The 22,099-nt window shown below is 73.8% G+C and carries 23 protein-coding genes; 7 read left to right on the forward strand and 16 right to left on the reverse strand.

The window, feature by feature from the left end:
- Nucleotides 1-139 precede the first annotated feature (139 nt).
- The 4 genes from E4U92_RS35980 to E4U92_RS23350 are packed head-to-tail and all read right to left on the reverse strand — an operon-like array spanning nt 140 to nt 3,586.
- Entirely contained in the window at nt 140-1,126 is a 987-nt protein-coding gene (locus tag E4U92_RS35980) for a hypothetical protein (RefSeq protein ID WP_168725180.1), read from the reverse strand.
- Complete coding sequence (locus E4U92_RS23340) at nt 1,123-2,178, reverse strand: ABC transporter permease (RefSeq protein ID WP_137302417.1); 1,056 nt, start codon at nt 2,176-2,178, stop codon at nt 1,123-1,125. The genes E4U92_RS35980 and E4U92_RS23340 overlap by 4 nt, the downstream gene beginning before the upstream one ends.
- Nucleotides 2,175-3,131: an ABC transporter ATP-binding protein gene (locus E4U92_RS23345; protein WP_137302418.1), complete on the reverse strand. Its 957-nt coding sequence runs from the start codon at nt 3,129-3,131 to the stop codon at nt 2,175-2,177. The genes E4U92_RS23340 and E4U92_RS23345 overlap by 4 nt, the downstream gene beginning before the upstream one ends.
- The gene (locus E4U92_RS23350; protein ID WP_137302419.1) at nt 3,128-3,586 is read right to left on the reverse strand and encodes a GntR family transcriptional regulator; all 459 of its coding nucleotides are present in this window, start codon (nt 3,584-3,586) and stop codon (nt 3,128-3,130) included. Before E4U92_RS23350 ends, E4U92_RS23345 begins: the two co-directional genes overlap by 4 nt.
- A 167-nt stretch (nt 3,587-3,753) precedes the next feature.
- Between E4U92_RS23350 and E4U92_RS23355 the strand changes: the two genes are divergently transcribed.
- The 5 genes from E4U92_RS23355 (at nt 3,754) to E4U92_RS23375 (ending at nt 8,643) form a co-directional block, all read left to right on the forward strand.
- Nucleotides 3,754-4,296 carry an RNA polymerase sigma factor gene (locus E4U92_RS23355; RefSeq protein WP_137302420.1) on the forward strand — a complete coding sequence of 181 codons (543 nt, stop codon included), beginning with the start codon at nt 3,754-3,756 and terminating at the stop codon, nt 4,294-4,296.
- Between the two features lie 154 nt (nt 4,297-4,450).
- Entirely contained in the window at nt 4,451-5,290 is an 840-nt protein-coding gene (locus E4U92_RS23360; RefSeq protein WP_137302421.1) for a cupin domain-containing protein, read from the forward strand.
- Between the two features lie 190 nt (nt 5,291-5,480).
- Entirely contained in the window at nt 5,481-6,350 is an 870-nt protein-coding gene (locus E4U92_RS23365) for an ABC transporter ATP-binding protein (RefSeq protein WP_137302422.1), read from the forward strand.
- Nucleotides 6,347-7,486, forward strand: a complete 1,140-nt coding sequence (locus E4U92_RS23370) for a hypothetical protein (RefSeq protein ID WP_229862583.1) — start codon at nt 6,347-6,349, stop codon at nt 7,484-7,486. The genes E4U92_RS23365 and E4U92_RS23370 overlap by 4 nt, the downstream gene beginning before the upstream one ends.
- A 488-nt stretch (nt 7,487-7,974) precedes the next feature.
- Entirely contained in the window at nt 7,975-8,643 is a 669-nt protein-coding gene (locus tag E4U92_RS23375; protein ID WP_137302423.1) for an ABC transporter, read from the forward strand.
- Between the two features lie 23 nt (nt 8,644-8,666).
- Here E4U92_RS23375 and mshD read toward each other — a convergent pair whose 3' ends face one another.
- The gene (mshD, locus tag E4U92_RS23380) at nt 8,667-9,593 is read right to left on the reverse strand and encodes a mycothiol synthase (protein ID WP_137302424.1); all 927 of its coding nucleotides are present in this window, start codon (nt 9,591-9,593) and stop codon (nt 8,667-8,669) included.
- Nucleotides 9,594-9,785: 192 nt separating this feature from the next.
- Here mshD and E4U92_RS23385 point away from each other — a divergent pair, with 192 nt between their 5' ends.
- Nucleotides 9,786-11,588 (forward strand): bifunctional metallophosphatase/5'-nucleotidase, encoded by a 1,803-nt coding sequence (locus E4U92_RS23385; RefSeq protein ID WP_137302425.1) that lies wholly within the window; start codon nt 9,786-9,788, stop codon nt 11,586-11,588.
- Nucleotides 11,589-11,658: 70 nt separating this feature from the next.
- Here the strand turns inward: E4U92_RS23385 and E4U92_RS23390 are convergent, their stop codons facing one another.
- From E4U92_RS23390 to E4U92_RS23420, 7 genes are all read right to left on the reverse strand, one after another.
- Nucleotides 11,659-12,342, reverse strand: coding sequence for a PH domain-containing protein (locus E4U92_RS23390; RefSeq protein ID WP_229862581.1), 684 nt, complete (start codon nt 12,340-12,342; stop codon nt 11,659-11,661).
- 216 nt (nt 12,343-12,558) lie between these two features.
- Complete coding sequence (locus tag E4U92_RS23395) at nt 12,559-14,046, reverse strand: HAMP domain-containing sensor histidine kinase (protein WP_137302427.1); 1,488 nt, start codon at nt 14,044-14,046, stop codon at nt 12,559-12,561.
- On the reverse strand, nt 14,043-14,777 hold the full coding sequence (locus E4U92_RS23400) for a response regulator transcription factor (protein ID WP_137302428.1): 735 nt from the start codon (nt 14,775-14,777) through the stop codon (nt 14,043-14,045). Before E4U92_RS23400 ends, E4U92_RS23395 begins: the two co-directional genes overlap by 4 nt.
- Before the next feature lie 127 nt (nt 14,778-14,904).
- Nucleotides 14,905-15,153, reverse strand: a complete 249-nt coding sequence (locus E4U92_RS35985; protein ID WP_168725178.1) for a hypothetical protein — start codon at nt 15,151-15,153, stop codon at nt 14,905-14,907.
- A 232-nt stretch (nt 15,154-15,385) separates the two neighbouring features.
- Nucleotides 15,386-16,483 carry a S1C family serine protease gene (locus E4U92_RS23410; protein ID WP_137302430.1) on the reverse strand — a complete coding sequence of 366 codons (1,098 nt, stop codon included), beginning with the start codon at nt 16,481-16,483 and terminating at the stop codon, nt 15,386-15,388.
- Nucleotides 16,484-16,637: 154 nt separating this feature from the next.
- Nucleotides 16,638-17,660, reverse strand: coding sequence for a LacI family DNA-binding transcriptional regulator (locus tag E4U92_RS23415; protein ID WP_137302431.1), 1,023 nt, complete (start codon nt 17,658-17,660; stop codon nt 16,638-16,640).
- A 96-nt stretch (nt 17,661-17,756) separates the two neighbouring features.
- Nucleotides 17,757-18,536: a winged helix-turn-helix transcriptional regulator gene (locus E4U92_RS23420; protein ID WP_137302432.1), complete on the reverse strand. Its 780-nt coding sequence runs from the start codon at nt 18,534-18,536 to the stop codon at nt 17,757-17,759.
- 170 nt (nt 18,537-18,706) lie between these two features.
- Between E4U92_RS23420 and E4U92_RS23425 the strand changes: the two genes are divergently transcribed.
- A complete protein-coding gene (locus E4U92_RS23425) occupies nt 18,707-19,561 on the forward strand; it encodes an alpha/beta hydrolase (protein WP_137302433.1) in 855 nt (284 codons plus the stop codon).
- A gap of 104 nt (nt 19,562-19,665) precedes the next feature.
- Here the strand turns inward: E4U92_RS23425 and E4U92_RS23430 are convergent, their stop codons facing one another.
- The 4 genes from E4U92_RS23430 to E4U92_RS23440 form a co-directional block, all read right to left on the reverse strand.
- Nucleotides 19,666-19,953, reverse strand: a complete 288-nt coding sequence (locus tag E4U92_RS23430) for a DUF1416 domain-containing protein (RefSeq protein WP_137302434.1) — start codon at nt 19,951-19,953, stop codon at nt 19,666-19,668.
- A 43-nt stretch (nt 19,954-19,996) separates the two neighbouring features.
- Nucleotides 19,997-20,842, reverse strand: coding sequence for a sulfurtransferase (locus tag E4U92_RS23435; protein ID WP_137302435.1), 846 nt, complete (start codon nt 20,840-20,842; stop codon nt 19,997-19,999).
- Nucleotides 20,843-20,976: 134 nt separating this feature from the next.
- Nucleotides 20,977-21,057, reverse strand: a complete 81-nt coding sequence (locus E4U92_RS37260) for an Ms5788A family Cys-rich leader peptide (RefSeq protein ID WP_350751515.1) — start codon at nt 21,055-21,057, stop codon at nt 20,977-20,979.
- 240 nt (nt 21,058-21,297) lie between these two features.
- Complete coding sequence (locus E4U92_RS23440; RefSeq protein WP_137302436.1) at nt 21,298-22,020, reverse strand: LmeA family phospholipid-binding protein; 723 nt, start codon at nt 22,018-22,020, stop codon at nt 21,298-21,300.
- Nucleotides 22,021-22,099 lie beyond the last annotated feature (79 nt).

Genomic DNA, 22,099 nt, shown 5'->3' on the forward strand with positions numbered 1-22,099 from the left:
CGGTGCGGGTCGTGGGGCGGGCGGGTGTGCCCGTGCGCGTACGCACGCGTGGTGGCCCGGCCGGGGGTCACGCATGCGTACGCGCGGGGGGTGCTGGGCGTGGACGACGGCGGCGGTGCCCCGCCGCGGCGTCCCCGCGTCAGTGCCTCCGGTGGCGTACGACGGTGAAGGCCGCGGCGGTCGCCAGCGCCGCCACCGTCAGCACGATCGCCGTCTCCACCAGGTGCAGTGGCCAGTAGTGGGACTGCGGGTGGTACGACGCGTAGGAGCCGGTGACGCCCAGGTCGTCCAGGCAGCGCCGGACCGCGGCGGGGACGCCGCCGCAGTTCCAGTACGGGACGCCGGTCCGGGGCCGGCCGTGGACCAGGGCGCCCTCGGCCAGCACCCACGCGTGCTCCGGCGGGACGACCTGCGTCGCCGAGGTGCGGTGGACCTCCGGCCACAGGGAGGGGCGCAGGCGGGTGAGGGCCAGGTTCAGCAACGCCATGGCGGCCACCGAGACGCCGAGCGCGGGCAGGGCGCGGCGCAGCAGGAGCGCGGTGAGCGTGCCGACGGCCAGGGCGCACAGGGCGTACGCGACGGTGGCCGGGCCGCGCGCCAGGAACGCCGCGGCCTCGCTCCACTCCTGGAACACCAGATCGGGATGGGCGTCCCAGGACCAGCGGAACACCAGGACCAGCACGGTCGCGCCGCCCGCGATCACCAGGGCGGGCACGGCGAGCTTGGCCGCCAGCCAGCGGGTGGGCGTGACGGACTGGGTCCACGCGAGGCGGGCGGTGCCCGACTCCACCTCCCGGCCGATCAGCGCGCCGCCCGCGAACGCGGCCACGCCGAGGAAGGCGTAGGCCACGAGCGTGCCGATCCAGCCGACCGGGGTGCCGAAGCCGAAGCCGAAGCCGGGCACGGTGCTGTCGCAGAAGTCCTCGCCGCCGCAATCGACGGCCGCCCGCTCGGCGGGGGCCGTGACCAGCGTCAGCCACACCAGCCAGCCCGACAGTCCCGCCACGGCCGCGGCCCACAGCAGCAGCGCGGTGCGGTGCAGCCGCAGGACGGTCCGGGCGGTGCCCCACGCGCGCGGGGCGGCGGACGGCGCGGTGACGGTCCGCCCACCGGTGAGCGCGGTCATCCGGCGACTCCTGTCCGACGGTTCCGGGCGGTTCCGCCGGTCGACCGTCTGACCAGCGCGAACGCGGTCGTCCCGAGCACGACGACCAGGGCCAGCAGGACGGCTGTGGTGACCAGGTGCAGGGGCCAGAAGTGCGAGACGGGGTGGTACGACTGGAAGAAGCCGACGGCGTCCGCCTTGGCATAGGTGGACGTGCAGCCGTGCACCGCGTCCTCGGGCGGGCAGTGCGGGCGTGGGAGGTGTGCGCCGGTGGAGGTGACGATGCCCTCGTCGACGGTGATGCCCACGCCCCGAATGCCCCGTCTCAGGGAAGTGACCGAGGTGTCGGCGGGCCACAGGTGCGGCATCAGCCGGTCCACGAGGACCCGGACCGCCGCGGTGGCGACCAGCCCGGTCGCCAGCGCGGGCAGCGCGCGGCGCCACAGCAGGCCCGCCAGCGCCCCGCAGCCGAGCCCGGCGAGGGCGAAGCCGACCGTGGTCGGGCCGTTGGCGTGCAGGGTGAGGCCGTCGTACCAGGACTTCGCCGTGTCCACGCGGCCGTTCGCCGCCGACCACGCGTGGTGGTGCAGCCAGACCAACAGTCCTGTCCCCGCGGTGACCAGCACGGCCGGTGCGGCGAGCTTGACGGCGAGCCAGCGGACCGGGGAAATGCCCTGCGTCCAGGCGAGGTGCGCGGTGCCGGACTCCAGCTCACGACCGAGCAGGGCGGCACCGGACCAGGCGGCGACGAGGAAGGGCAGCGCGGTCAGGGCGATCGTCGTGCAGTCGTACACGTTCTTGTAGCGCAGGATCGCGTCCTGGTAGTAGGAGCAGGCCCCCTCGCCATGGCACGCGTCGTAGTCGTGCCAGGCGTCGGCGGACGCGTCCGTCAACGGGCCCGCGAGCCAGAGCAGCGCGGCGGCCAGGACGACCACCAGGGCCGCCCAGATGTACAGCGCGGGACGGTGCAGGCGCAGCAGCCAGCGCAGGTCGCGGGTGAGCGCGGCGGAGCGTGCCGGGGCGGCCGGCAGGGGGCCGGGGGCGGTCGGCAGGGGGGAGGCGAGGGCGCTCATGCGGCGGCCTCCGTGGCGTTCCCGGTCCGGTCGGTGGCGTCCGCGGCGGTGCCGGCCTCGTCGGCGGGCTCCGCGGGGGTGAGGGGCGCGGCCTGCGGATTGCGCAGGTACGCGAGGACCAGTTCCTCCAGGGCGGGCGGCGTGGCCCGCCACTCGGCGGGCAGCGGGCCGCCGGGCCGGACCAGGGCCGTGAGCTGGCGGCCCGTGGTGCGGGACTCGACCACCGTGTGCCCCGTCAGGTCTGCCGACTCGGCGGGCGCGCTCACGCGCGCGTGCGCCTCGATCAGCTCGTCGATCTCGCCGGCCAGCCGCACCCGGCCGCCTCCGACGAGCAGCAGGTGGTCGCAGGAGTCCTCTAGCTCGGCGACGACGTGCGAGGACATCGCGATCGTGGTGCCGTACTGCGCGGCCTGCGCCATCAGCGTGCCCATCAGCTCGTGCCGGGCCAGCGGGTCCAGATCGGCCATCGGCTCGTCCAGCAGCAGCAGGTCGGGCCGCTTGCCCAGCGCGAGCGCCAGGGCGACCCGGGTGCGCTGACCGCCGGAGAGCGACCGGACCCTCGCCCGGGGATCCAGCTCCCCGGCCCGTACGACGGCCTCGGCGACGGAAGGCTCCCAGTGTCCGGGGTTGAGGTCGGCGCCCAGGCGCAGCGTCTCGGCGACCGTGAGCTGGGGGTAGAGCGGCTTGTCCTGGGCGACGTATCCGACCCGCGCGCGTGCCGACGCCGGGTCGGTGCCCAGCACGGTGATCGCGCCCTCGGACGGTGCGGTCAGTCCGGCGGCGAGGGCGAGCAGGGTGGACTTCCCGGCGCCGTTGGGGCCGACTACGGCGCAGACCCGGCCGGCGGGCAGCCGGAACGAGCAGTCGCGCAGGGCCCAGGCGCCGCGGCGCCCGAACCGCTTGCCGAGGGCACCGGCCCGCAGGGCGTACGGCGGGGTGGGGCGGCTGGTCATGAAGGGTCTCCCCCCTGGAGCGCAGGCTTGCTGCTCGGGTTCGTGGGGTGGTCGGCGTGGCCGGACGGGCTGTCCGGGGCCGGGAAGACGTCGTCGAGGACGGCGGCGAAGAGCGCGGCCACGTCCTCCCGGTCCAGTCCCGCCTCGCGGGCCTGAGCCGCCCAGGCGCCCAGTCCGGCGCGCAGCGGGGAGTCGTCGGCGGGGGCGGCGCCCAGGGAGCGCCGCACGAAGGTGCCGAGCCCCCGGCGGGCCTCGACCAGGCCCTCGCGCTCCAGCTCGCGGTACGCCTTGAGGACGGTGTTCGGGTTGATGGCGGTCGCCTCGACGACCTCACGGGCGGTCGGCAGCCGGTCCCCGGGCCGCAGCAGGCCCAGGCGCAGGGCCTGCTTGGTCTGCTGGACGATCTGGACGTAGGTGGCGACGCCGCTGTGGCGGTCGATGCGGTATTCGACCACGGCAACCACCCTTTCACTAATTGAGTAGTGAAAGGGTGGTGCAGGGGTGGGGCGGAAGTCAAGCCGGGGGGCGGCTGCGTGATGGGGTGCCCGAGGGGGCGCACGGGTCGAGGAAATCCGGCCCGCGGAGCGTGAACCGATGGGCGGGGCTCGTCCGATGAGGGGGTGTGAGCGAAACGGGAAGCGACGGGGAGCTGCTGCGGGCCATCGCGGCGCACGGGGACCGTCACGCCTTCGAGGAGCTGTACCGGCGCTATGCGCCGTGGCTGAGCGCACGCATGCGCAGCCGCTGCGCCGACGCCGGGATAGTCGACGACGTCGTGCAGGAGACGTTCCTCGCGGTGTGGCGCGGCACCGCGCGCTACCGCGAGGAGGGCGACGTGGCCGGCTGGCTGTGGCGCATCGGCTCGCGCCGGCTGGTCGACGCACTGCGCAACGACGGGGCGCGCGGCCGGCTGCGTCAGACGCTGGCACGGCTGCGCCACCGGGACGAGGCGTCGGCGGAGGACCGCGTGCTCGCGGGGGTGGAGCACGGGGACCTCGCCGGGGCCCTCATACGGCTGTCCCCCGAGCTGCGGGCGGTCCTCCAGGCGACGGTCATCGACGGCCTGAGCACGCGGGAGGCCGCGGTCCTGCTCGGCATTCCGGCCGGCACGGTCAAGACGCGGGCCCAGCGCGCCCGCAAGCAACTGCGGGAGGCGCTGGCGTGAAGTGGGTCAGGCACGGAAGGAAGCGGGTCGCGCACGGACGCGGGGCCGTGGACGGACGCGGTGTTCCCCCGCGGGGCGGGAGAGCCCGCGGGCGCGGTCGGGGAGCCCTGGCGCACAGCAGGGGAGTCGAGCGGTGGCAGCAGGAGGTGGCGGCATGACGTGGCACGTGACCGAGGAGGACCTACGGGCCTACGCCCGCGGCGCGTTGGCGCCCCCCTCGCTCTGGTCGGCCGACACGCACCTCGCGGCGTGCGCGCACTGCCGGGCGCGGCTGGCGGAGGTGACCGAGCCGGCCGTGCTGGAGGCCGGCTGGCAGCGGCTGGACGCCGAGCTGGACGCGCCCCGGCCGGGCCCCTTCGAGCGGCTGCTGCTGCGGCTCGGCGTCGCCGACCACACCGCGCGCCTGCTGACGGCGACGCCGGTGCTGCGGCGCTCCTGGCTGCTGGCGGTGCTGTCGCTGCTGGTGATGACCGTGCTGGTGGTCCGCGTGGCGGACACCCCCGGTCTCTTCCTGGCGCTGGCGCCGCTGCTGCCGCTGGCCGGGGTGGCGCTGTCCTTCGGCCCGTCGCTCGACCCCACCTTCGAGATGGCGGTCGTGGCCCCGCTGCACGGCTTCCGGCTGCTGATGATCCGCACGGTCGCGGTCCTCGCCACCGGCCTCGCCTGCAACGGCCTGGCGACCCTGGCCCTGCCGGGGTACGGCCTGTCGGCCCTGGCCTGGCTGCTGCCCGCGCTCGCCCTCACCGCGACCGGTCTCGCGCTCAGCGCCCGGCTGGGCCCGGTGCTCGCGCCCACCCTGGTCGGGGGCGGGTGGCTGACGCTGCTGCTGGTGGCCGCCACGCGGGCCGACGGCCACACGCCCGTGCCGTTCACGGCGGCCGGGCAGACGGCCGCGGCCGGGGTGGCGGCCCTGGCGACCGTGCTGCTCGTCCAGTCCCGGGACCGCTTCGACACCGGGCGGGCGGGCCGTATCGCGGGAGGGGACCTGTCATGACGGCCGACCGCCGCACGGCACCCCCAGCGCCGGCCCGGGCCCCGTCGCACCACTGCCCGTCGCCCCGTGGAGCGGCGGGTGACGGCCCCTCCGACGGCACCTCACCCCACGACCGCCCAGCGGCCGGTGCCTCCGCCCACCGCCCCTCACCCGACGGCCGCGCAGGCCACTGCCCTTCCGGGAGCACCGCATGACCGCCGCACCCACCACGCTGACGGCCTCCGGCCTCACCCTCCGCTACGGCGGCACGCGCGCCCTCGACGACGTCTCACTGAGCCTGACGCGAGGGGTCACGGGGCTCCTGGGGCCCAACGGCGCGGGCAAGACCACCCTGCTGCGGGTGCTGGCCACGGCCGTGCCGCCGGACGGGGGCGAGTTCAGGGCACTGGGCCACGACCCGCGCGGCTCGGCGGGCCGGCTCGCGCTCCGCCGGGAACTGGGCTACCTGCCCCAGACCCCCGGCTTCCACCCGGACTTCACGGCCTTCGCGTTCGTCGACTACGTGGCGATCCTCAAGGAGCTGACCGACCGCGGGGCACGCCACCGGGAGGTGCGGCGCGTCCTGGACGCCGTCGACCTCGGCGAGGTGCGCGGAAAGCGGCTCAAGCGGCTGTCCGGCGGTATGCGCCAGCGCGTCGCCCTGGCCGCCGCCCTCGTCGGCGACCCCGGCTTCCTCGTCCTGGACGAGCCGACCGTCGGCCTGGATCCGGAACAGCGGATGCGGTTCAGGGAGTTGATCGCCGAGGCGGGCGAGGGCCGCACGGTGCTGCTGTCCACCCACCAGACGGAGGACGTGGCGATGCTCTGCCACCGGGTGGTGGTCCTGGCCCACGGCCGGGTCCGCTTCGAGGGCACCCCCGCCGAGCTGACGGCGCGGGCGGCCGGCCGGGTGTGGAGCAGCGACCGGCGCGACCCGGCCGCACGCGCGGGCTGGCGGACCGGCACGGGCACGTTCCGCAACGTCGGAGACCCGCCCGAGGGCGCCGACCTGCTCGAACCCACCCTGGAGGACGGCTACCTGCTCACCCTGGACGGCGAGAGCGCGGGAGTGACGGCATGAGCACCACGGTCGAGGAGCCCACGGTGGAGCCCACCCCCACCCCGCCCGGCGCCGCCCCCACCCGCACCGCCCAGCGCACGGCGGCCGTCCTCGCCCTCGCCCGCGCGGAGGCGCGGGAGCTGGTGATGACGATCCCGGTGCTGTTCTTCTTCCTGCTCGAAGCCGGTCTGCTCGTCTGGAAGTGCTGGGACGAGGAGGGCATGGACGCCTTCCCGGTGCTCAACACGGTGGACCGGGGCACCCAGACCGCCCCGCTGCTCGCCTGTATCGCCCTGCTGCTCTCCGTCAACGTGGCGGTGCTGCGTGACCGCAGGAACGGCACCGCCCACCAGTTCGGCGTCCTGCCCATGGAGCCCTGGCGCCGCACGCTGGCACACCTGCTGTCGGTGGTGCCGTTCGTCCTGCTGACCGCGCTGCTGGTCGGCGTCGACTACGGCTGGTCGGCACTCAAGCCCGGTGCGGTGGGCCACGGTTCGCTCGGCGAGCTGGCCGTCGGGCCGTTGACGGTGCTCCTGGCCGGCGTGGCCGGCGTGCTGCTGGCCCGGCTGCTCCCCTCGACCTTCGTGCCCATACTGTTCGCGGTCGCCGCGTACCTCCTGATCGTGATCGTGCTGACGTCCGACAGCGCGCCGGAGGGCGTGCGGCGGCTCGTCCCGGTCCTCGACGCGGGCGGCGGCGGGGGCGACCCGGTCCCGTCGGACCTGCTGGGCCGCCCGGCTTCCTGGCACGCGCTGTACCTGGCCGGGCTGTGTGCCCTGCTGGCCTGCGCGGCGCTGCTCGTCGCCGGTGGCCGCACGCGCACGGTGAAGGCGGTGACGGCGGTCGCCCTCGCGGCCACCGCGGCGGGCGTCGTCGGCCAGCTCCCACGGGACACGGCGGCCCTGGAAGCGGCGCGGAGGACGGCGTCCACGGCACCGGAGCGGGTCCAGTCCTGCACCACCCGTGGCGGGGCGACGTACTGCGCCTTCCCCGAGTGGAACGGCGTGCGGGGGGGAGTGGGCGAAGGTCGTGGACCGGGTGCGCTCGGCGGCCGGCGCCCCGGCGTCCGGCCTGCACCTGACGGTCCGGCAGCGCATCGACCTCACCGGGGGCCTGGAGGTCGACAGCACGCTGTCCCCCTCCACCACGCCCGGTGAGGTCACGGTCGGCACCCGCTGGGGCGGCAACCGCGTCGGCGAGTTGGCGGTGGGCGTGGCCGCGGTCCTCGTGGCCGGCACGGAGGCCAGGGCCGACGCGCTGTGCGACGGCCGCATGGTGACCGTCATGTGGCTGGCCCTGGGCGGCGACGCGCACCCCCTGGCGACCTTCCACGACCTCCGCCTCGACGACGACGTCACCGGCTCGGGCGTGGTGCTGGCCCCGACGGACCCGCTGTCCCTGACGGCCCAGCAGACCGAGGTCCTGCGCGCCCTCCTGGACCGGCCCCGCGCGGAGGTGACCGCCCGGGTCAAGGCGCACTGGCGGGACCTGACGTCCCCCCGGACGACGACGGCACGGACCGCCCGGCTGCTGGGCGTGCCGGTGCCGAAGGGGAAGGAGACCTGTGAGGTCTAGGAGCGGCCCGCTGCAGCGGATGAAGAGCCGTCCCCCGTCGCGGACGGGGAGGTGCCCACTGTTTCGGGCGGTGTTGCGGGCGCTGGTGCCGCCGGTGTGGCGGACGCTGCCCTGGAGGGCGGCCGCGCTCGCCGGGGCGGGGGGCCTGCTGCTGGCCGGGAGCACCAGACTCCCGGAGCGGGTGCCCGACCAGGGCGCGGGATGGGCCGTGTTGCGGCTGGTCGCGCTGCTCGGGGCGGTGGCGTTCGGGTTCATCCTCGACGACCCCGCCCGGCACACCACCGCCGCCGCACCGGTGGGCCGGGCGGTCCGGGCCGGGCTGCGGACGGCGCTGGCCCTCCCGGTCGCGGCGGTGTGGTGGACGACGGCCCTGCTCCTCATACCGGGCCCCGCCCGTCCCCCGGCCGGACCGGTCACCGTGGAGGCGGCGGCCATGGCGACGACCGCACTCGCCCTCGCCACGGCGGTGATCCGCTGCACGGACGGCACCCGGCCGGGCAGGACGACGGCGGCCCGGCTGGCCCTGGCCGCCCCGGCCTTGGCGCTGGTCCCGGACCGCTGGGGACTGCTGGGAGTGCCCGGGGAGCCGTGGTGGACCGGCACCCAGGTGAGGTGGGCGTCGGTCCTGTGCCTGACGGCGCTGTGGTGCGCGGTGGCGACACCGGAGCCGCTGCGGCGGTGGCGCCCGGGGCACGGACGGCCCGGCGACCGGCCGGGGCGCACGTCAGCCGCGCGCTGACCCCGGCCCTTCCAGCCCCGGTGTCACGTCTCCGTGCGGTACATCAGGTCCGTCTCGTAGGTGACGAACCCCAGCCGTTCGTACACGGACACCGCGGCCTTGTTGTCGGCGTCCACGTACAGCATCGCCGTGGGCATCCCCTGGGCCGCCAGGTGCCGCAGACCGATGGTGGTGAGGGACTTGCCGAGGCCACCGCCCTGGGCGCCGGGGGCGACGCCGACGACGTAGACCTCGCCGAGCTGTTCCTCCGCGTGGACCTTCGTCCAGTGGAAGCCGACCAGCTGCTGTCCGCGGAAGGCGAGGAAGAAGCCCGTGGGGTCGAACCACGGCTCGGCCTTGCGGGCGTCGAGGTCCACCTGGGTGAGGGAGCCCTGCTCGGGGTGGTGGGCGAAGGCGGCGGCGTTGACGGCGAGCCAGGCGGCGTCGTCGGTGCCGGGCACGAAGGCCCGTACGGTGACGCCCTCGGGCAGCACGGGGTCGGGCAGATCCAGGTCGGTCAAGGAGCGGCGCATCTGGCGCAGTTCGCGGAACAGGGTCAGGCCGAGCACCTGGGCCAGGTGCCGGGCGGCGGGGTGCCCGCCGTGGGCCCAGACCCGCAGCCGTTTGCCGGATGCGGCGAGCAGCGCGGACCCGAGCGCGCGGCCGTGCCCGTGACCGCGGTGACCGGGGTGGACGACGAGTTCGGCGGCCGGTGCCTCGACGGGGTCGGTGTCCTCGAGCTGGGCGTAGCCGACGAGTTCGTCGCCCACGGTGAGCAGCAGGTGGGACACGCCCGTGCGGGCGCCGCCGCGCAGGTGCAGCCGGCCCTGCTCGGACACCGCCTGCTGGCCGTCCGCGCGGGCGGCCTCGGCGAGCAGGTCGAGGACGGCGTCGATCTGGTCCGGGGTGAGCGCCGAGGCGGTCTCGATGGATCGGGAGACGGGGAGCCGTGCGGGGTCGTCGCTGGTCATGCGTACGAGGGTAAGGCTCGCCCCGGCCGAAGTGGCGGCAGCGCCGAGCGGGGCGGGCTCGGCAAAGACGTCGGCAAAGACGTCGGCAAAGGGAAACCATGATGTAACCACGAACCCCCTGTCGCGCTACGCGCGTTGACTTTAGGCTGCGCCGGGCGAACCACTCACCACCGTTGAAGCACAGGGGGGCGCATGCCAGCCACTTCCCAGTCGTATCCGAGCCGCCGACGCCGGACGTACCGCATGCTCGCGGCGGCCGTCACGCTCGCCAGCGCGGGCGCGCTGGCCGCGGCGCTCCCGGCGGACGCGCACGACAGCAAGCACTCCCGTCCGCTGCCGAGCCGCTACCAGGACGTGCAGCTGCTGTCCTTCAACGACCTGCACGGCAACCTGGAGCCGCCGTCCGGTTCCTCCGGCCGGGTCACCGAACTGCAGGCGGACGGCACGACGAAGACGATCGACGCGGGCGGTGTGGAGTACCTCGCCACGCACCTGCGCCAGGCCCGTCAGGGGCACCCGTACTCCGTCACCGCGGCCGGCGGTGACATGGTCGGCGCCTCGCCGCTGATCTCGGGCCTGTTCCACGACGAGCCCACCATCGAGGCGCTGAACAAGCTCGACCTGGACGTCACGTCGGTGGGCAACCACGAGTTCGACGAGGGCGCGAAGGAACTGGGCCGGCTGCAGAACGGCGGGTGCCACCCGACCGACGGCTGCTACACGGACCAGCCGTTCGAGGGCGCGGACTTCCCCTACCTCGCGGCGAACGTGCTGAACGAGAAGACCGGCAAGCCGATCCTGAAGCCCTACTGGGTCTGGAAGAAGAAGGACGTCAAGATCGGCTTCATCGGGGTGACCCTGGAGGGCACGCCGGGCATCGTCTCCGCGGACGGCGTCAAGGGCCTGGCGTTCAAGGACGAGGTCGAGACGATCAACAAGTACGCCAAGGTGCTGCAGCGCCAGGGCGTCCAGTCGATCGTGGCGCTCATCCACGAGGGCGGCTTCCCGGCCTCGGCGTCGTACAACTACGACTGTGACGCGCCGGGTGCGGGCGCCGGGATCTCCGGCCCGATCGTCGACATCGCCAAGAACGTGACGCCCGCGGTGGACGCGCTGGTCACCGGCCACACCCACAACGCGTACGTGTGCACGATCAACGACCCGGCGGGCCGGCCCCGCATGGTCACCTCGGCGTCGAGCTTCGGCCGCCTGTACACGGACACCACGCTGACGTACGACCGGTTCACCGGTGACATCGCGCGCACGGCGGTGAAGTCGGCGAACCGCGTGGTCACCCGGGACGTCCCCAAGGCGCCCGACATGACCCAGCTCATCAGCAAGTGGAACACGCTGGCCGCGCCGATCGGCAACCGTCCCATCGGCTACATCGCGGCCGACGTCCCCAACACGGGCACCGAGTCCCCGATGGGCGACCTGATCGCCGACGCCCAGCTCGCCTACGGCAAGCAGCTCGACCCGGAGACCGACCTGGCGCTGATGAACCCGGGCGGGGTGCGCGCGGGCCTGACCTACGCGGCCAAGGCCGGTGAGGGCGACGGCGTGGTGACGTACGCGGAGGGCTTCACGGTGCAGCCGTTCGCCAACACGGTGAACCTGCAGGACTTCACGGGCGCCCAGGTGATCCAGGCCCTCAAGGAGCAGGTGAGCGGCTCGAACGCGGCGGCGCCGAAGATCCTGCAGCCGTCGTCGGGCTTGACCTACACCCTGGACCTGACCAAGTCGGGTGCGGACCGCGTGGTCACGGACTCGATCCGGCTGAACGGCGCCCCGATCGACCCGGCGGCCACCTACCGGGTCGCGACGAACAGCTTCCTGGCGGGCGGCGGTGACGGCTTCACCACGCTGGGTCTGGGCACCAACGACCTGGTCGGCACCGACGACCTGACGGCGCTGGCGCAGTACCTGACGGCCGGTTCCTCGCCCACCAGCCCGATCGCCCCGCCGGTCCCGAACCGGATCACGATCGTGAAGTAGGCCCCGGCCGCAGAGGGCCCCGTGCGTACGCGTGTCGTACGCATGGGGCCCTTGTGCGTACCGGCCCGCCTCAGGCCCGCCGCGCCCTCCGCCACATCCCCTCGCCCACGCGGTCCCAGGCGAGGAAGGCCGGCGGGAGGGCCGCCAGCGGGGCGCACAGCACCAGGGCGTAGGCGTGGGCGGGGTGGTCGGTGAAGAGGAGGGCGGTGTCCAGGACGAAGGCCGCCGCCGTCAGGACCAGGACGGTGATGACGGCGCGGTGCCAGGCCGTGCGCCGGCGGGCGGCGCGGGCGATACGGGTCTCCAGGTCCGGACGGGGCGACCAGGAGTAGAGGCCCAGGCGGGTGGCCGTGGCCCGGAGGTGGGCGATGTCGGCCGCGGGGTCCGGGAGTTGCTGCTCGTCGAGGTGGGGGAGGCGGACCCGGCGGCCGCCGGTGTCGTAGAGGTAGGCCGGCCAGCGGACGGCGGTGGTGCCCTGGGGCCGCTTGCCGGGTTCGAGACGGATGTCGTAGACCTCGTGCCAGGCGCGCACGCGGGTGCGCAGGGGGCCGCGGGCGGTGATGCCGGCGCAGGTGACCAGGGTGCGGGCCCGCCACAGCTCGAGGCCGTGCAGGACGAGCGTGACGGACCAGGCCGCGATCGCCGCGGCGGCCCAGCCGGTCGGCCCCGACGCGCTCGCGTTGAGCAGCGCGCTCGCGACCATCAGTGCTCCCGAGACCATCAGCAGGACGGTCTGCGCGGGTATCGGGCGCACCTTCCGGTACTCGCGCCGCAGTGCGTCGTGAGGGCCTTGCGAGTCCTCCGGTCCTTCCGGGTCTTCAGGTTCCTCCGGTCTTTCCGGCTCGTCCTGTCCGTCCGCGTTCATCGGCGCGTCCCCTCCCCGCCCCGGCGGCACCTCCGCCCGGGCGGGGAGATCGTACGGCTGGGTCCCCGGGCGGCCGCTCCCCCGGGCGGTCGGCGCGTCACGGGGTCACGGCGGTGAAGTCCCCGGCGTACCCGCGATGCCCGGCATCTCCGGCGGCGGCGTCGGCGCACCCGGCAGCCGTACGGTCGCCACCGTGCCGCCGCCCTCCGCGCGGGCCAGCGTCACCTGGCCGCCGGACTGCTGCACCGTCCGGGCCACGATGGACAGGCCGAGGCCGGAGCCCGGCAGTGCCCGGGCGCTCGGGGAGCGCCAGAACCGGTCGAAGACGTGCGGGAGTTCGTCCTCGGCGATACCGGGACCGTGGTCGCGCACGGTCAGCACGCCGTCGGCCAGCCGCACCTCCACGGTGCCGCCCTCGGGGCTGAACTTCACCGCGTTGTCCAGGACGTTGACCACGGCCCGCTCCAGCGCGGCCGGTTCGGCGCGGGTGTACCAGGGCTCCAGCGACGCGGTGATGGTCAGCTCCGGGCCGCGCAGCCGCGCCCGGCGCAGGGCCGACTCCACGGTGTCCTCCAGCGACACGACCTGCACCCGCTCCCCGCGCTGGCGCTCCGAGCGGGACAGCTCCTGCAGGTCCCCTATCAGCGCGGCCAGTTCGGTCATCTGCGCCTTCACCGACGCGAGCAGCGCCTTGCGGTCGGCCTCCGGCAGGGGGCGGCCGGTCTCCTCGCTGCGGGTGAGGAGCTCGATGTTGGTGCGCAGCGAGGTGAGCGGCGTGCGCAGTTCGTGCCCGGCGTCCGCGATGAGCTGCTGCTGCAGCTCGTGGGAGTCGGCGAGGGAACTCGTCATGGAGTTGAACGACCGCGACAGGCGGGCGATCTCGTCCTCGGCGTCGTCCTCGACGGGGATGCGGACGCTGAGGTCCTCGGTCCGGGCGATGTGCTCGACGGCCTCGGTCAGCTTGTCCACGGGCCGCAGCCCGGCGCGCGCGACGGCGAGCCCGGCCACACCGGCACCGATGACGCCGACGCCGGAGACCAGCAGGAGGATCAGCGCCAGGTCGTTGAGGGTGTTCTGGGTGTTCTTCAGGGGGAGCGCGATCAGCAGGGCGGCGGCGGTGGTGGTGCCCGTGGCCGGGTCGCTGATGGTGTAGCCGGGCACCGCGAGGACGCGCACGTCGTTGCCGCTGGTGTCGGTGCTGTTGTGGTAGACGCCTTCTCCGGGCGTCCCGTTCTTGACCAGGTCCTTGTCGGCCCGGGTGACCTTGACCGTGCCGGCGGTGAACGGCAGCACGCAGACCTGGCCGTTCTCCGTGAGGACCTGGTAGTAGACGCTGCGGGGAGCCGCGCTGCCGGACTCCTGCGCCGGCCGCTGGCTGCACTTGTTCACCGCGTCCTCGGCCTGCCGCTGCAGCGCCGGCGCGTCGTACTGCTTGCGCAGGTCGTTGTCGACCTGGTCGATCAGCTTCCCCTGCACGATGAACCAGCACGTCACCGACACCGCCGCCACCGCGAACGCCACCGCCGCCGCGACCAGCAGGGACAGCCGGGCCCGGATCGGGAGCGTGCGGAAGCGGCGGACGAGCCGGTTCACTCGGCGCCGCCCTGCCGCAGCACGTAGCCGACGCCGCGCACGGTGTGGACGAGGCGCGGCTCGCCGCCTGCCTCGGTCTTGCGCCGCAGGTACATCACATAGACGTCCAGCGAGTTCGACGACGGCTCGAAGTCGAAGCCCCACACGGCCTTCAGGATCTGCTCCCGGGTGAGCACCTGGCGCGGGTGCGCCATGAACATCTCCAGCAGGGTGAACTCCGTCCGGGTCAGCTCCACCGGCCGCCCGCCGCGCGTGACCTCCCGGGTCGCGAGGTCCATGCGCAGGTCGGCGAAGGTGAGCGCCTCGTCCTCCTGGGCCTGGGCGGACACGGCGGCGGCGTAGGAGCTGCGCCGCAGCAGGGCCCGGATGCGGGCGAACAGCTCGTCCAGCTCGAACGGCTTGACCAGGTAGTCGTCGGCCCCGGCGTCCAGCCCGGTGACCCGGTCGCCGACGGTGTCGCGGGCGGTGAGCATGAGGATGGGCGTGGTGTCGCCGGCGCCCCGGATGCGGCGGGCCGCGGTCAGGCCGTCCATGCGGGGCATCTGGATGTCGAGGACGAGGAGGTCGGGCCGGTACCGGGTCGCCTTCTCCAGGGCGTCCGCGCCGTCGACGGCGACCTCGGTGTCGTAGCCCTCGAAGGCGAGGCTGCGCTGCAGTGCTTCGCGCACCGCCGGCTCGTCGTCGACGATCAGGATGCGCTGGGTGTCACGGTCGCCTTCGGCGGGGCTCATGGGCGTGGGTTCCTCGGGTACGGATGCGGATGCGGGAACGACGATGTGCTGACGGACACGGACGGGCCCTCTCAGCGTCGCACGAATCCCGGCCGACTCGAGGAGGCCCTCGGGGGCAAAGCCGGCGTCAGGCGGCCCGGCGGGCCGGGCGGGTGCGGCGGCGGGCCCCGCGGGACGCAGCGGTACGGGGCGCATCGGTACGGGAGGCACCGGTGCGGGTCGGAGCCGTGCGGCGGGCGGCGTCCGGTGCGGGGGTGGCGCCGGCCACTTCCGCGGCCCGCGTCACCGGGCCGTGCAGCGCGTACGCCACCCCCAGTGCCAGGGCGAGGTCGGCGGCACCCGCGCCCGGTGCCGCGTGGGACACCTGCTGGATCATGACGTCCTCCCTAGGGCCTGTCGTTTGGATCATCCCGGCGTCGCGGGGTCTGGCACGCGCATCTGCGGCGTTGTCGTCGGTTGTCGACTCCCCCACGCTCGGCCGAGCTCGCGCGGGGGGACCCCCACCGCGTCGCCGCCCTCCTCCGCCTTGCAGCTGCACGCACCAGACCCCGCTCGGGTCGGCGACAAGGCGTCGCAGGTCCAGGCCGGGCTGATCCAAACGACAGGCCCTAGTCGTCCGCGCCGCCGGCCCGCAGCGTGGCCAGGTCGGACTTCACGGTGTTGATCGGGATGGCGAAGCCCAGGCCGATGCTTCCCGCGTCCGAGGAGGACGAGGAACTCGCCGAGTACATCGCGGAGTTGATGCCGATGATGTTGCCGCCGGCGTCGATCAGCGCGCCCCCGGAGTTGCCAGGGTTGAGCGAGGCGTCGGTCTGGATCGCCTTGTAGGTCGTGGTGGAGGAGCCGGTGTCGCCGTTGAACTGCCGGCCGCCGAACTCGAACGGCCAGCCGCCGTCCTGCTGCTGTTGCTGCTGGCCCTCTTCGGTGGAGACGGTGACGTCCCGGTCGAGGGCGGAGACGATGCCGCTGGTGACGGTGCCGCTGAGGCCCTCGGGGGAGCCGATCGCGACGACCGTGTCGCCGACCCGCACGCCGGCCGAGTTGCCGAGCGTGGCCGCCTTCAGCCCGGTGGCTCCCTGCACCTTGAGCAGCGCGAGGTCCTTCTTGCTGTCGGTGCCCACGACCTGCGCGGTGTAGGTCTTGCCGGTGCTGGTCGTCACCTTGACCGAGGAGGCACCGGCCACGACGTGGTTGTTGGTGACGACCTCGCCGCCGCTGGTGATGATCACGCCGGAGCCGGTGGACCGGCCGGAGTTCGACGTCGCCTGGATCTCGACGACGCTCGGGCTGACGGCGGCGGCGATCGCGGCGACGCTGCCGGTCTTGCCGGTCGGCACCACGCTGGTGGTGGTCGAGGACGAGACGGCCTCGTTCTTGCCGGTGAGCTCCTGGATGCCGTAGGCGGTGCCGCCGCCGATGGCCGCGGCCACGATCGCGACGGCGGCCAGCAGCCCGAGCGGGCCGCGGGAGCGCCGCCGGCGGGCGTGCGGCGCGGGCTCGGCCGCGGCGGGGGTGAGGAGAGCGGTTCCGCCGCCGTCGCCGTCCCCGGCGCCCTGCGCCGGGCCGGGCCGGTACGCCGGCGGGGGCGGCCACTCGGGGTCGACCGGCGAGGGGGCGGCGGGGGTGGAGGCGTGCTGCTGGGCGCCCTGGTGAGGGTAGGGGTACGCGCTGTCGTACTCGCCTTCGCGGCGGAAGCTCTCGGTCATGTCACCGAGCTTGCCGCCCGACCATGAGAGCTCCCTGAGTGCTCCCTGAGAAGCCCGGCAGAAGCGTGTTCGCCCGGTATAAGGGCCGTGCAGCGCGCTCGCGCGGGTCGTTCAGGAAGCTCTCAGGAAAGCCGCCCGGGGTCTCACGCCGGCCTCACGCGCAGCCGCAGGACCGCCGTACCACCAGCCGCGACGGGAACACCTTCAGCCGCTCCCGCCGCGAGCCCGCGATCCGCAGCCCGTCGTCGAGGACCAGGTCGACCGCCGCGCGGGCCATCGCCGAGCGGTCCGAGGCGACCGTCGTCAGCGGCGGGTCCGCGAGGGCCGCCTCCTTGATGTCGTCGAAACCGGCCACGCCCAGCTCGCCGGGCACGTCGATGCGCAGCTCGCGGGCGGCCCGCAGCAGGCCGATGGCCTGGTCGTCGGTGGAGCAGAAGACCGCGGGCGGCCGCCGGGGCCCGGAGAGGATGTCGAGCGCCACGCGGTAGGCGTCGTAGCGGTTGTACGGCGCCTCGAAGACGCGGCCCTCGGTGGACAGGCCGGCCTCCTCCATGGCGCGCTTCCAGCCCTCGACGTGGTCGGAGACCGGGTCGCCCACGGCCGGCGTCTCGGCGGTGCCGCCCATGCAGGCGACGTAGTCGTAGCCGTGCTCCAGCAGGTGCCGGACGGCCATCTGGGCGCCGTTTACGTCGTCGAGGACGACCGCCACGTCGTCGATGGCCTCGGGCCGCTCGTGCAGCAGCACCACGCGCGCGTCCCAGGCGTCGATCTCGGCGGCGGCGGAGTCGTTCAGCGCGTGGGAGACGAGGATCAGGCCCGAGACGCGCATCCCGAGGAACGCCCGCAGGTAGTGGACCTCGCGCTCGCCGATGTAGTCGGAGTTGCCGACCAGGACCATCTTCCCGCGCTCGGAGGCGGCCTGCTCGACCGCGTGCGCCATCTCCGCGAAGAACGGCTGGCGGGCGTCCGGGACGATCAGGCCTATGAGGTCGGTGCGCCGCGACGCCATGGCCTGGGCGACCCGGTCGGGCCGGTACCCCAGCTCCTTGATGGCGGCGAGGACACGCTCGCGCGTGGCCGGGGCGACCGGCCGGGGTCCGTTGTTGATGACGTAGCTCACGACGGCGGTCGAAGTCCCCGCCAGCCGCGCCACGTCGTCCCGAGTCACCTTGGCCACGCGCGGAGTCTACGCGGAGAGACCCGCCCTGGGCAGGGCGTCCGGGGGCTTGCCCCGGGCCGCCCGTGCGGTGGCAATGCCCAGGTGGCAGGGGTCCTACGCGTCTGCCGCCACCTCTTCGGCACCGATCCGGGCCGCCTTGTCCGCATCGCCCGGCTTTGCACGGTCCGCCGGGGCCTTCGCCTCGTCCGCTGAGCGGTCGCCCTTCTCCGGCGTCACGAATCGGTAACCGACGTTGCGGACGGTGCCGATCAGCGACTCGTGCTCGGGGCCGAGCTTGGCCCGCAGCCGCCGTACGTGGACGTCGACGGTGCGGGTGCCGCCGAAGTAGTCGTAGCCCCAGACCTCCTGCAGGAGCTGGGCGCGGGTGAAGACGCGGCCGGGGTGCTGCGCGAGGTACTTCAGGAGCTCGAACTCCTTGAAGGTCAGGTCGAGGACCCGGCCCTTGAGCTTGGCCGAGTAGGTCGCCTCGTCGACCGACAGGTCGCCGTTGCGGATCTCCATGGGGGAGTCGTCGTTGACGATCTGCTGCCGGCCCATGGCGAGCCGCAGCCGGGCCTCCACCTCGGCCGGCCCGGCGGTGTCCAGGAGCACGTCGTCGATGCCCCAGTCGGCGGTGACGGCGGCGAGGCCGCCCTCGGTGACGACCAGGACGAGCGGACAGCCGGGCCCGGTGGAGCGCAGCAGCTGGCAGAGGCTGCGCACCTGGGGCAGGTCGCGGCGGCCGTCGATCAGGATGACGTCGGCGCCCGGGGTGTCGACGAGGGCGGGTCCCTCCGCCGGGGCGACCCGCACGGTGTGCAGCAGCAGTCCGAGGGCGGGGAGCACCTCCGTCGACGGCTGGAGGGCGTTGGTCAGGAGCAGCAGAGAACTCATACGTCTGGTTCCTCCTCGGTCCCTGCGAGGACGTGGGCGGTGCGGCACTGCTCTGCGATCCCGGGGGCCCGTACACCAGGGGTTTCCCGCCTCGTATACAACGCTTCCGAAAGCACGAAAGGACCCGGGGGCTTCACTGCCCGAGTCCTCTTCCCAGCACAATAGCCGACATGAGCGACGGTTCGGCAGGTCATGCGGCGCGTTCCCGCGTTCGTCCGGATTGCGAGACGAACGGACCGGCACCATTGCGGACGTTCCTGCACACGGCAGACGGGATATCGATCGATTCCGTATACGATCCGGGACGCGTTGTATACGACGGCCCGGCGACACCGGCCGATCACCCGGTGTTCGTCGTGGCGCACGGCTTCACGGGCGACGTGGATCGTCCTCATGTTCGCCGGGTGGTGCGGGTCCTCGGGCGGTACGGCGCGGTCGTCACCTTCTCCTTCCGCGGCCACGGGGCCTCCGGCGGGCGCTCCACGGTCGGCGACCGGGAGGTGCTGGACCTGGCGGCGGCGGTCGGCTGGGCGCGCTCGCTCGGGCACACGCGCGTGGCGACGGTCGGCTTCTCCATGGGCGGCTCGGTGGTGCTGCGGCACGCGGCCCTGCACCGGGACGCCGAGGGCACGGACGCCGTCGTCTCGGTCAGCGCCCCCGCCCGCTGGTACTACCGGGGCACGGCCCCCATGCGGCGGCTGCACTGGCTGGTGACCCGGCCCGCCGGCCGCCTGGTCGGCCGCTACGGCTTCCGCACCCGCATCCACCACCGCGACTGGGACCCGGTGCCGCTGTCCCCGGTGGAGGCGGTGCCGAGGATCGCTCCCACCCCGCTGCTCGTCGTCCACGGCGACCAGGACGGCTACTTCCCCGTCGACCACCCGCGGATGCTCGCCGAGGCCGCCGCCGGCCACGCCGAGCTGTGGCTAGAACCGGGCATGGGCCACGCCGAGCACGCCGCCGCCGACCCCCTGCTGACCCGCATCGCCGAGTGGACGGTGACCCGGCTCCGCGAGACCGGCTGACGCCCCGCGGAGACCGGCTGGGCCGGCACCCCGGGCACGCGCGAGGGCCGCACCCCAGGTGTCCAACCCGCGGGGTGCGGCCCTTGCGTGCGGTGCGGTCCGGCTCAGACCGCGATCGCGACCTCCGCGAGGCCGCCCTGCTGGGCGACCACCGTGCGGTCGGCGCTGGCGCCGGGCACGAGGGCGCGGACGGTCCAGGTCCCCTCGGCCGCGTAGAAGCGGAACTGCCCGGTGGCGGAGGTCGGGACCTCCGCGGTGAACTCGCCGGTCGAGTCGAGCAGGCGCACGTAGCCCTGCACCGGCTCGCCGTCCTTGGTCACCTGGCCCTGGATGGTGGTCTCACCGGGCTTGATCGTCGAGGCGTCCGGCCCGCCGGCCTTCGCTCCACACATGTCGTACTCCTGAAGAAGAGGTCGGATGCGGTCGGTGGGTGGGTTACTTGCCGGCGCCGAGCTCGATCGGCACGCCCACGAGGGAGCCGTACTCGGTCCAGGAGCCGTCGTAGTTCTTGACGTTCTCCACGCCCAGCAGCTCGTGCAGCACGAACCAGGTCAGGGCCGAGCGCTCACCGATGCGGCAGTAGGCGATCGTGTCCTTGGCGAGGTCCACGTCCTCCTGGGTGTAGAGCTCCTTGAGCTCCTCCTCCGACTTGAACGTGCCGTCGTCGTTGGCGTTCTTCGACCACGGGATGTTCTTCGCGGACGGCACGTGGCCGGGGCGCTGGGACTGCTCCTGCGGCAGGTGGGCCGGGGCGAGCAGCTTGCCGGAGAACTCGTCGGGCGAGCGCACGTCGACCAGGTTCTGCGCGCCGATGGCCTGGACGACGTCGTCGCGGAAGGCGCGGATCGAGGTGTCCTGCGGCTTGGCCTTGTACTCGGTCTTCGGGCGCTCGGGGACCTCGTCGCCGGCGACCAGCTCGCGGGCGTCCAGCTCCCACTTCTTGCGGCCGCCGTCGAGGAGCTTGACGCTCTCGTGGCCGTAGAGCTTGAAGTACCAGTAGGCGTAGGACGCGAACCAGTTGTTGTTGCCGCCGTAGAGGATCACCGTGGTGTCGTTGGCGATGCCCTTCTCCGACAGGAGCTTCTCGAAGCCCTCCTGGTCGATGAAGTCACGGCGGACCGGGTCCTGGAGGTCCTTGGTCCAGTCGATGCGGATCGCGTTCTTGATGTGGTTCTTCTCGTAGGCGGACGTGTCCTCGTCCACCTCGACGATGGCGATGGTCGGGTCGTCCAGGTGGTCCTGGAGCCAGTCGGCGTCGACCAGGACGTCGCTGCGGCTCATGCTCGTTCTCCTCCGGGGCAGTCGCGGCGGGGGTGTGCAGGTGAGGGACGTGCGCGGGCGCAGGGGCGGGGCGCACGGAGGCCCTGGGCAGGGCGGCGGGGACACGGAGGCCCGGCGCTCGGGTCGGGGTCCGCTCAGAAGGGGCGACAGAGCATGGCGGCGACGCGGCACAGGTCTACTGCCCGCCGCTTCGTGAGATCCGCCTGTCGCTTCATGGTCCCGATCGTAGGGACGGATCGGGACGCGTGTCACCGCCGTGTCATATGGCGAGACACGATCGTCCGAATGGCGGGATGAGGAGGCTGTCCGGACGCCGTCCGCGGGCGCCCCGGAGCGCCCCGCGGGCCCGGGCGGCTACGGTGCGGACGGCACCGTCTCGCCAGTCGGACAGCGGCCGTCCGGGCGCGTCCTCCGCGCCGGACCGTCCGTACGGCGGGTTCCGGCCAGAGGGGTGCCTACCCGGCCAGGCGGACGCCGGAACCCTTCACCGTGATCTCGACGCCGTTCTTCGCGGGCGCCACCGTGTCCAGGTGGATGCCGCCCGGCAGGTCGTCGATCTTCTGCTGGAAGTCGGTGACCGAGCGGACCCGGTTCTCGCCGATCCTCACCCCGCCGATGCTCGGCAGCGAGTCGGCGTGCACCCGCACGGTGTCGCCCTCGACGGCCACGGAACTCAGCACGTACACCGTCGGCAGGCCCGCCGCGCTGACCCCCACCTTGATCTTGCCGTTGCCGCCGTCGGCCAGGCTCACCACGCGCGCGGTGAGACCGAAGCCCAGGTCGGTGGGCTGCGACTTGGCCGCCTTCAGCAGCTCGGCGTAGGTGATCGACGCGGTGCCGCGGGCCGTGGACGCGGTGGCGGAGCCGAAGTCGGAGGAGAACTCCACGTCCTTCATCGTCGCCTTGAGGTCGTCGATGCGGAGGGTCTCACCGCCGTTGCCGGTCTTCGCCTCGTAGTCCTTGATGCCCACCTCGACGTCGTCCAGGGAGCCGCCGGCCACCTGGGTGAGGAACGGGAAGCCCTTGATGGACACGTCCGGGGTGGAGGCCAGGTTCTCGTTGGTCCTCAGCTTGTCGGCCGCCTCGCCCTCGGCGAAGTGGACGGCCAGCCGGTCCGCCAGCACGAACAGGCCGCCCAGGACCACGACGACGATCAGCAGTATTCGCAGTGCACGCATTGCAGTTGCTTCCCCCACCCGGGACGGTCGGCCTCACGGTCAGTGACCACTCACGGTAACCCTGAGGGCAGGACCGGCC

Source organism: Streptomyces galbus, from assembly GCF_005280195.1.
In the GTDB taxonomy this organism is placed as follows: domain Bacteria; phylum Actinomycetota; class Actinomycetes; order Streptomycetales; family Streptomycetaceae; genus Streptomyces; species Streptomyces galbus.

Bases quoted from the DNA above. Each gene is read 5' to 3' on its own strand.
- E4U92_RS35980 (WP_168725180.1), bottom strand. From the start codon at position 1,126: ATGACCGCGCTCACCGGTGGGCGGACCGTCACCGCGCCGTCCGCCGCC.
- E4U92_RS23340 (WP_137302417.1), bottom strand. From the start codon at position 2,178: ATGAGCGCCCTCGCCTCCCCCCTGCCGACCGCCCCCGGCCCCCTGCCG.
- E4U92_RS23345 (WP_137302418.1), bottom strand. From the start codon at position 3,131: ATGACCAGCCGCCCCACCCCGCCGTACGCCCTGCGGGCCGGTGCCCTC.
- E4U92_RS23360 (WP_137302421.1), top strand. From the start codon at position 4,451: ATGACGTGGCACGTGACCGAGGAGGACCTACGGGCCTACGCCCGCGGC.
- E4U92_RS23365 (WP_137302422.1), top strand. From the start codon at position 5,481: ATGACCGCCGCACCCACCACGCTGACGGCCTCCGGCCTCACCCTCCGC.
- E4U92_RS23370 (WP_229862583.1), top strand. From the start codon at position 6,347: ATGAGCACCACGGTCGAGGAGCCCACGGTGGAGCCCACCCCCACCCCG.
- mshD (WP_137302424.1), bottom strand. From the start codon at position 9,593: ATGACCAGCGACGACCCCGCACGGCTCCCCGTCTCCCGATCCATCGAG.
- E4U92_RS23385 (WP_137302425.1), top strand. From the start codon at position 9,786: ATGCCAGCCACTTCCCAGTCGTATCCGAGCCGCCGACGCCGGACGTAC.
- E4U92_RS23400 (WP_137302428.1), bottom strand. From the start codon at position 14,777: ATGAGCCCCGCCGAAGGCGACCGTGACACCCAGCGCATCCTGATCGTC.
- E4U92_RS35985 (WP_168725178.1), bottom strand. From the start codon at position 15,153: ATGATCCAGCAGGTGTCCCACGCGGCACCGGGCGCGGGTGCCGCCGAC.
- E4U92_RS23410 (WP_137302430.1), bottom strand. From the start codon at position 16,483: ATGACCGAGAGCTTCCGCCGCGAAGGCGAGTACGACAGCGCGTACCCC.
- E4U92_RS23420 (WP_137302432.1), bottom strand. From the start codon at position 18,536: ATGAGTTCTCTGCTGCTCCTGACCAACGCCCTCCAGCCGTCGACGGAG.
- E4U92_RS23425 (WP_137302433.1), top strand. From the start codon at position 18,707: ATGAGCGACGGTTCGGCAGGTCATGCGGCGCGTTCCCGCGTTCGTCCG.
- E4U92_RS23430 (WP_137302434.1), bottom strand. From the start codon at position 19,953: ATGTGTGGAGCGAAGGCCGGCGGGCCGGACGCCTCGACGATCAAGCCC.
- E4U92_RS23435 (WP_137302435.1), bottom strand. From the start codon at position 20,842: ATGAGCCGCAGCGACGTCCTGGTCGACGCCGACTGGCTCCAGGACCAC.
- E4U92_RS37260 (WP_350751515.1), bottom strand. From the start codon at position 21,057: ATGAAGCGACAGGCGGATCTCACGAAGCGGCGGGCAGTAGACCTGTGC.
- E4U92_RS23440 (WP_137302436.1), bottom strand. From the start codon at position 22,020: ATGCGTGCACTGCGAATACTGCTGATCGTCGTCGTGGTCCTGGGCGGC.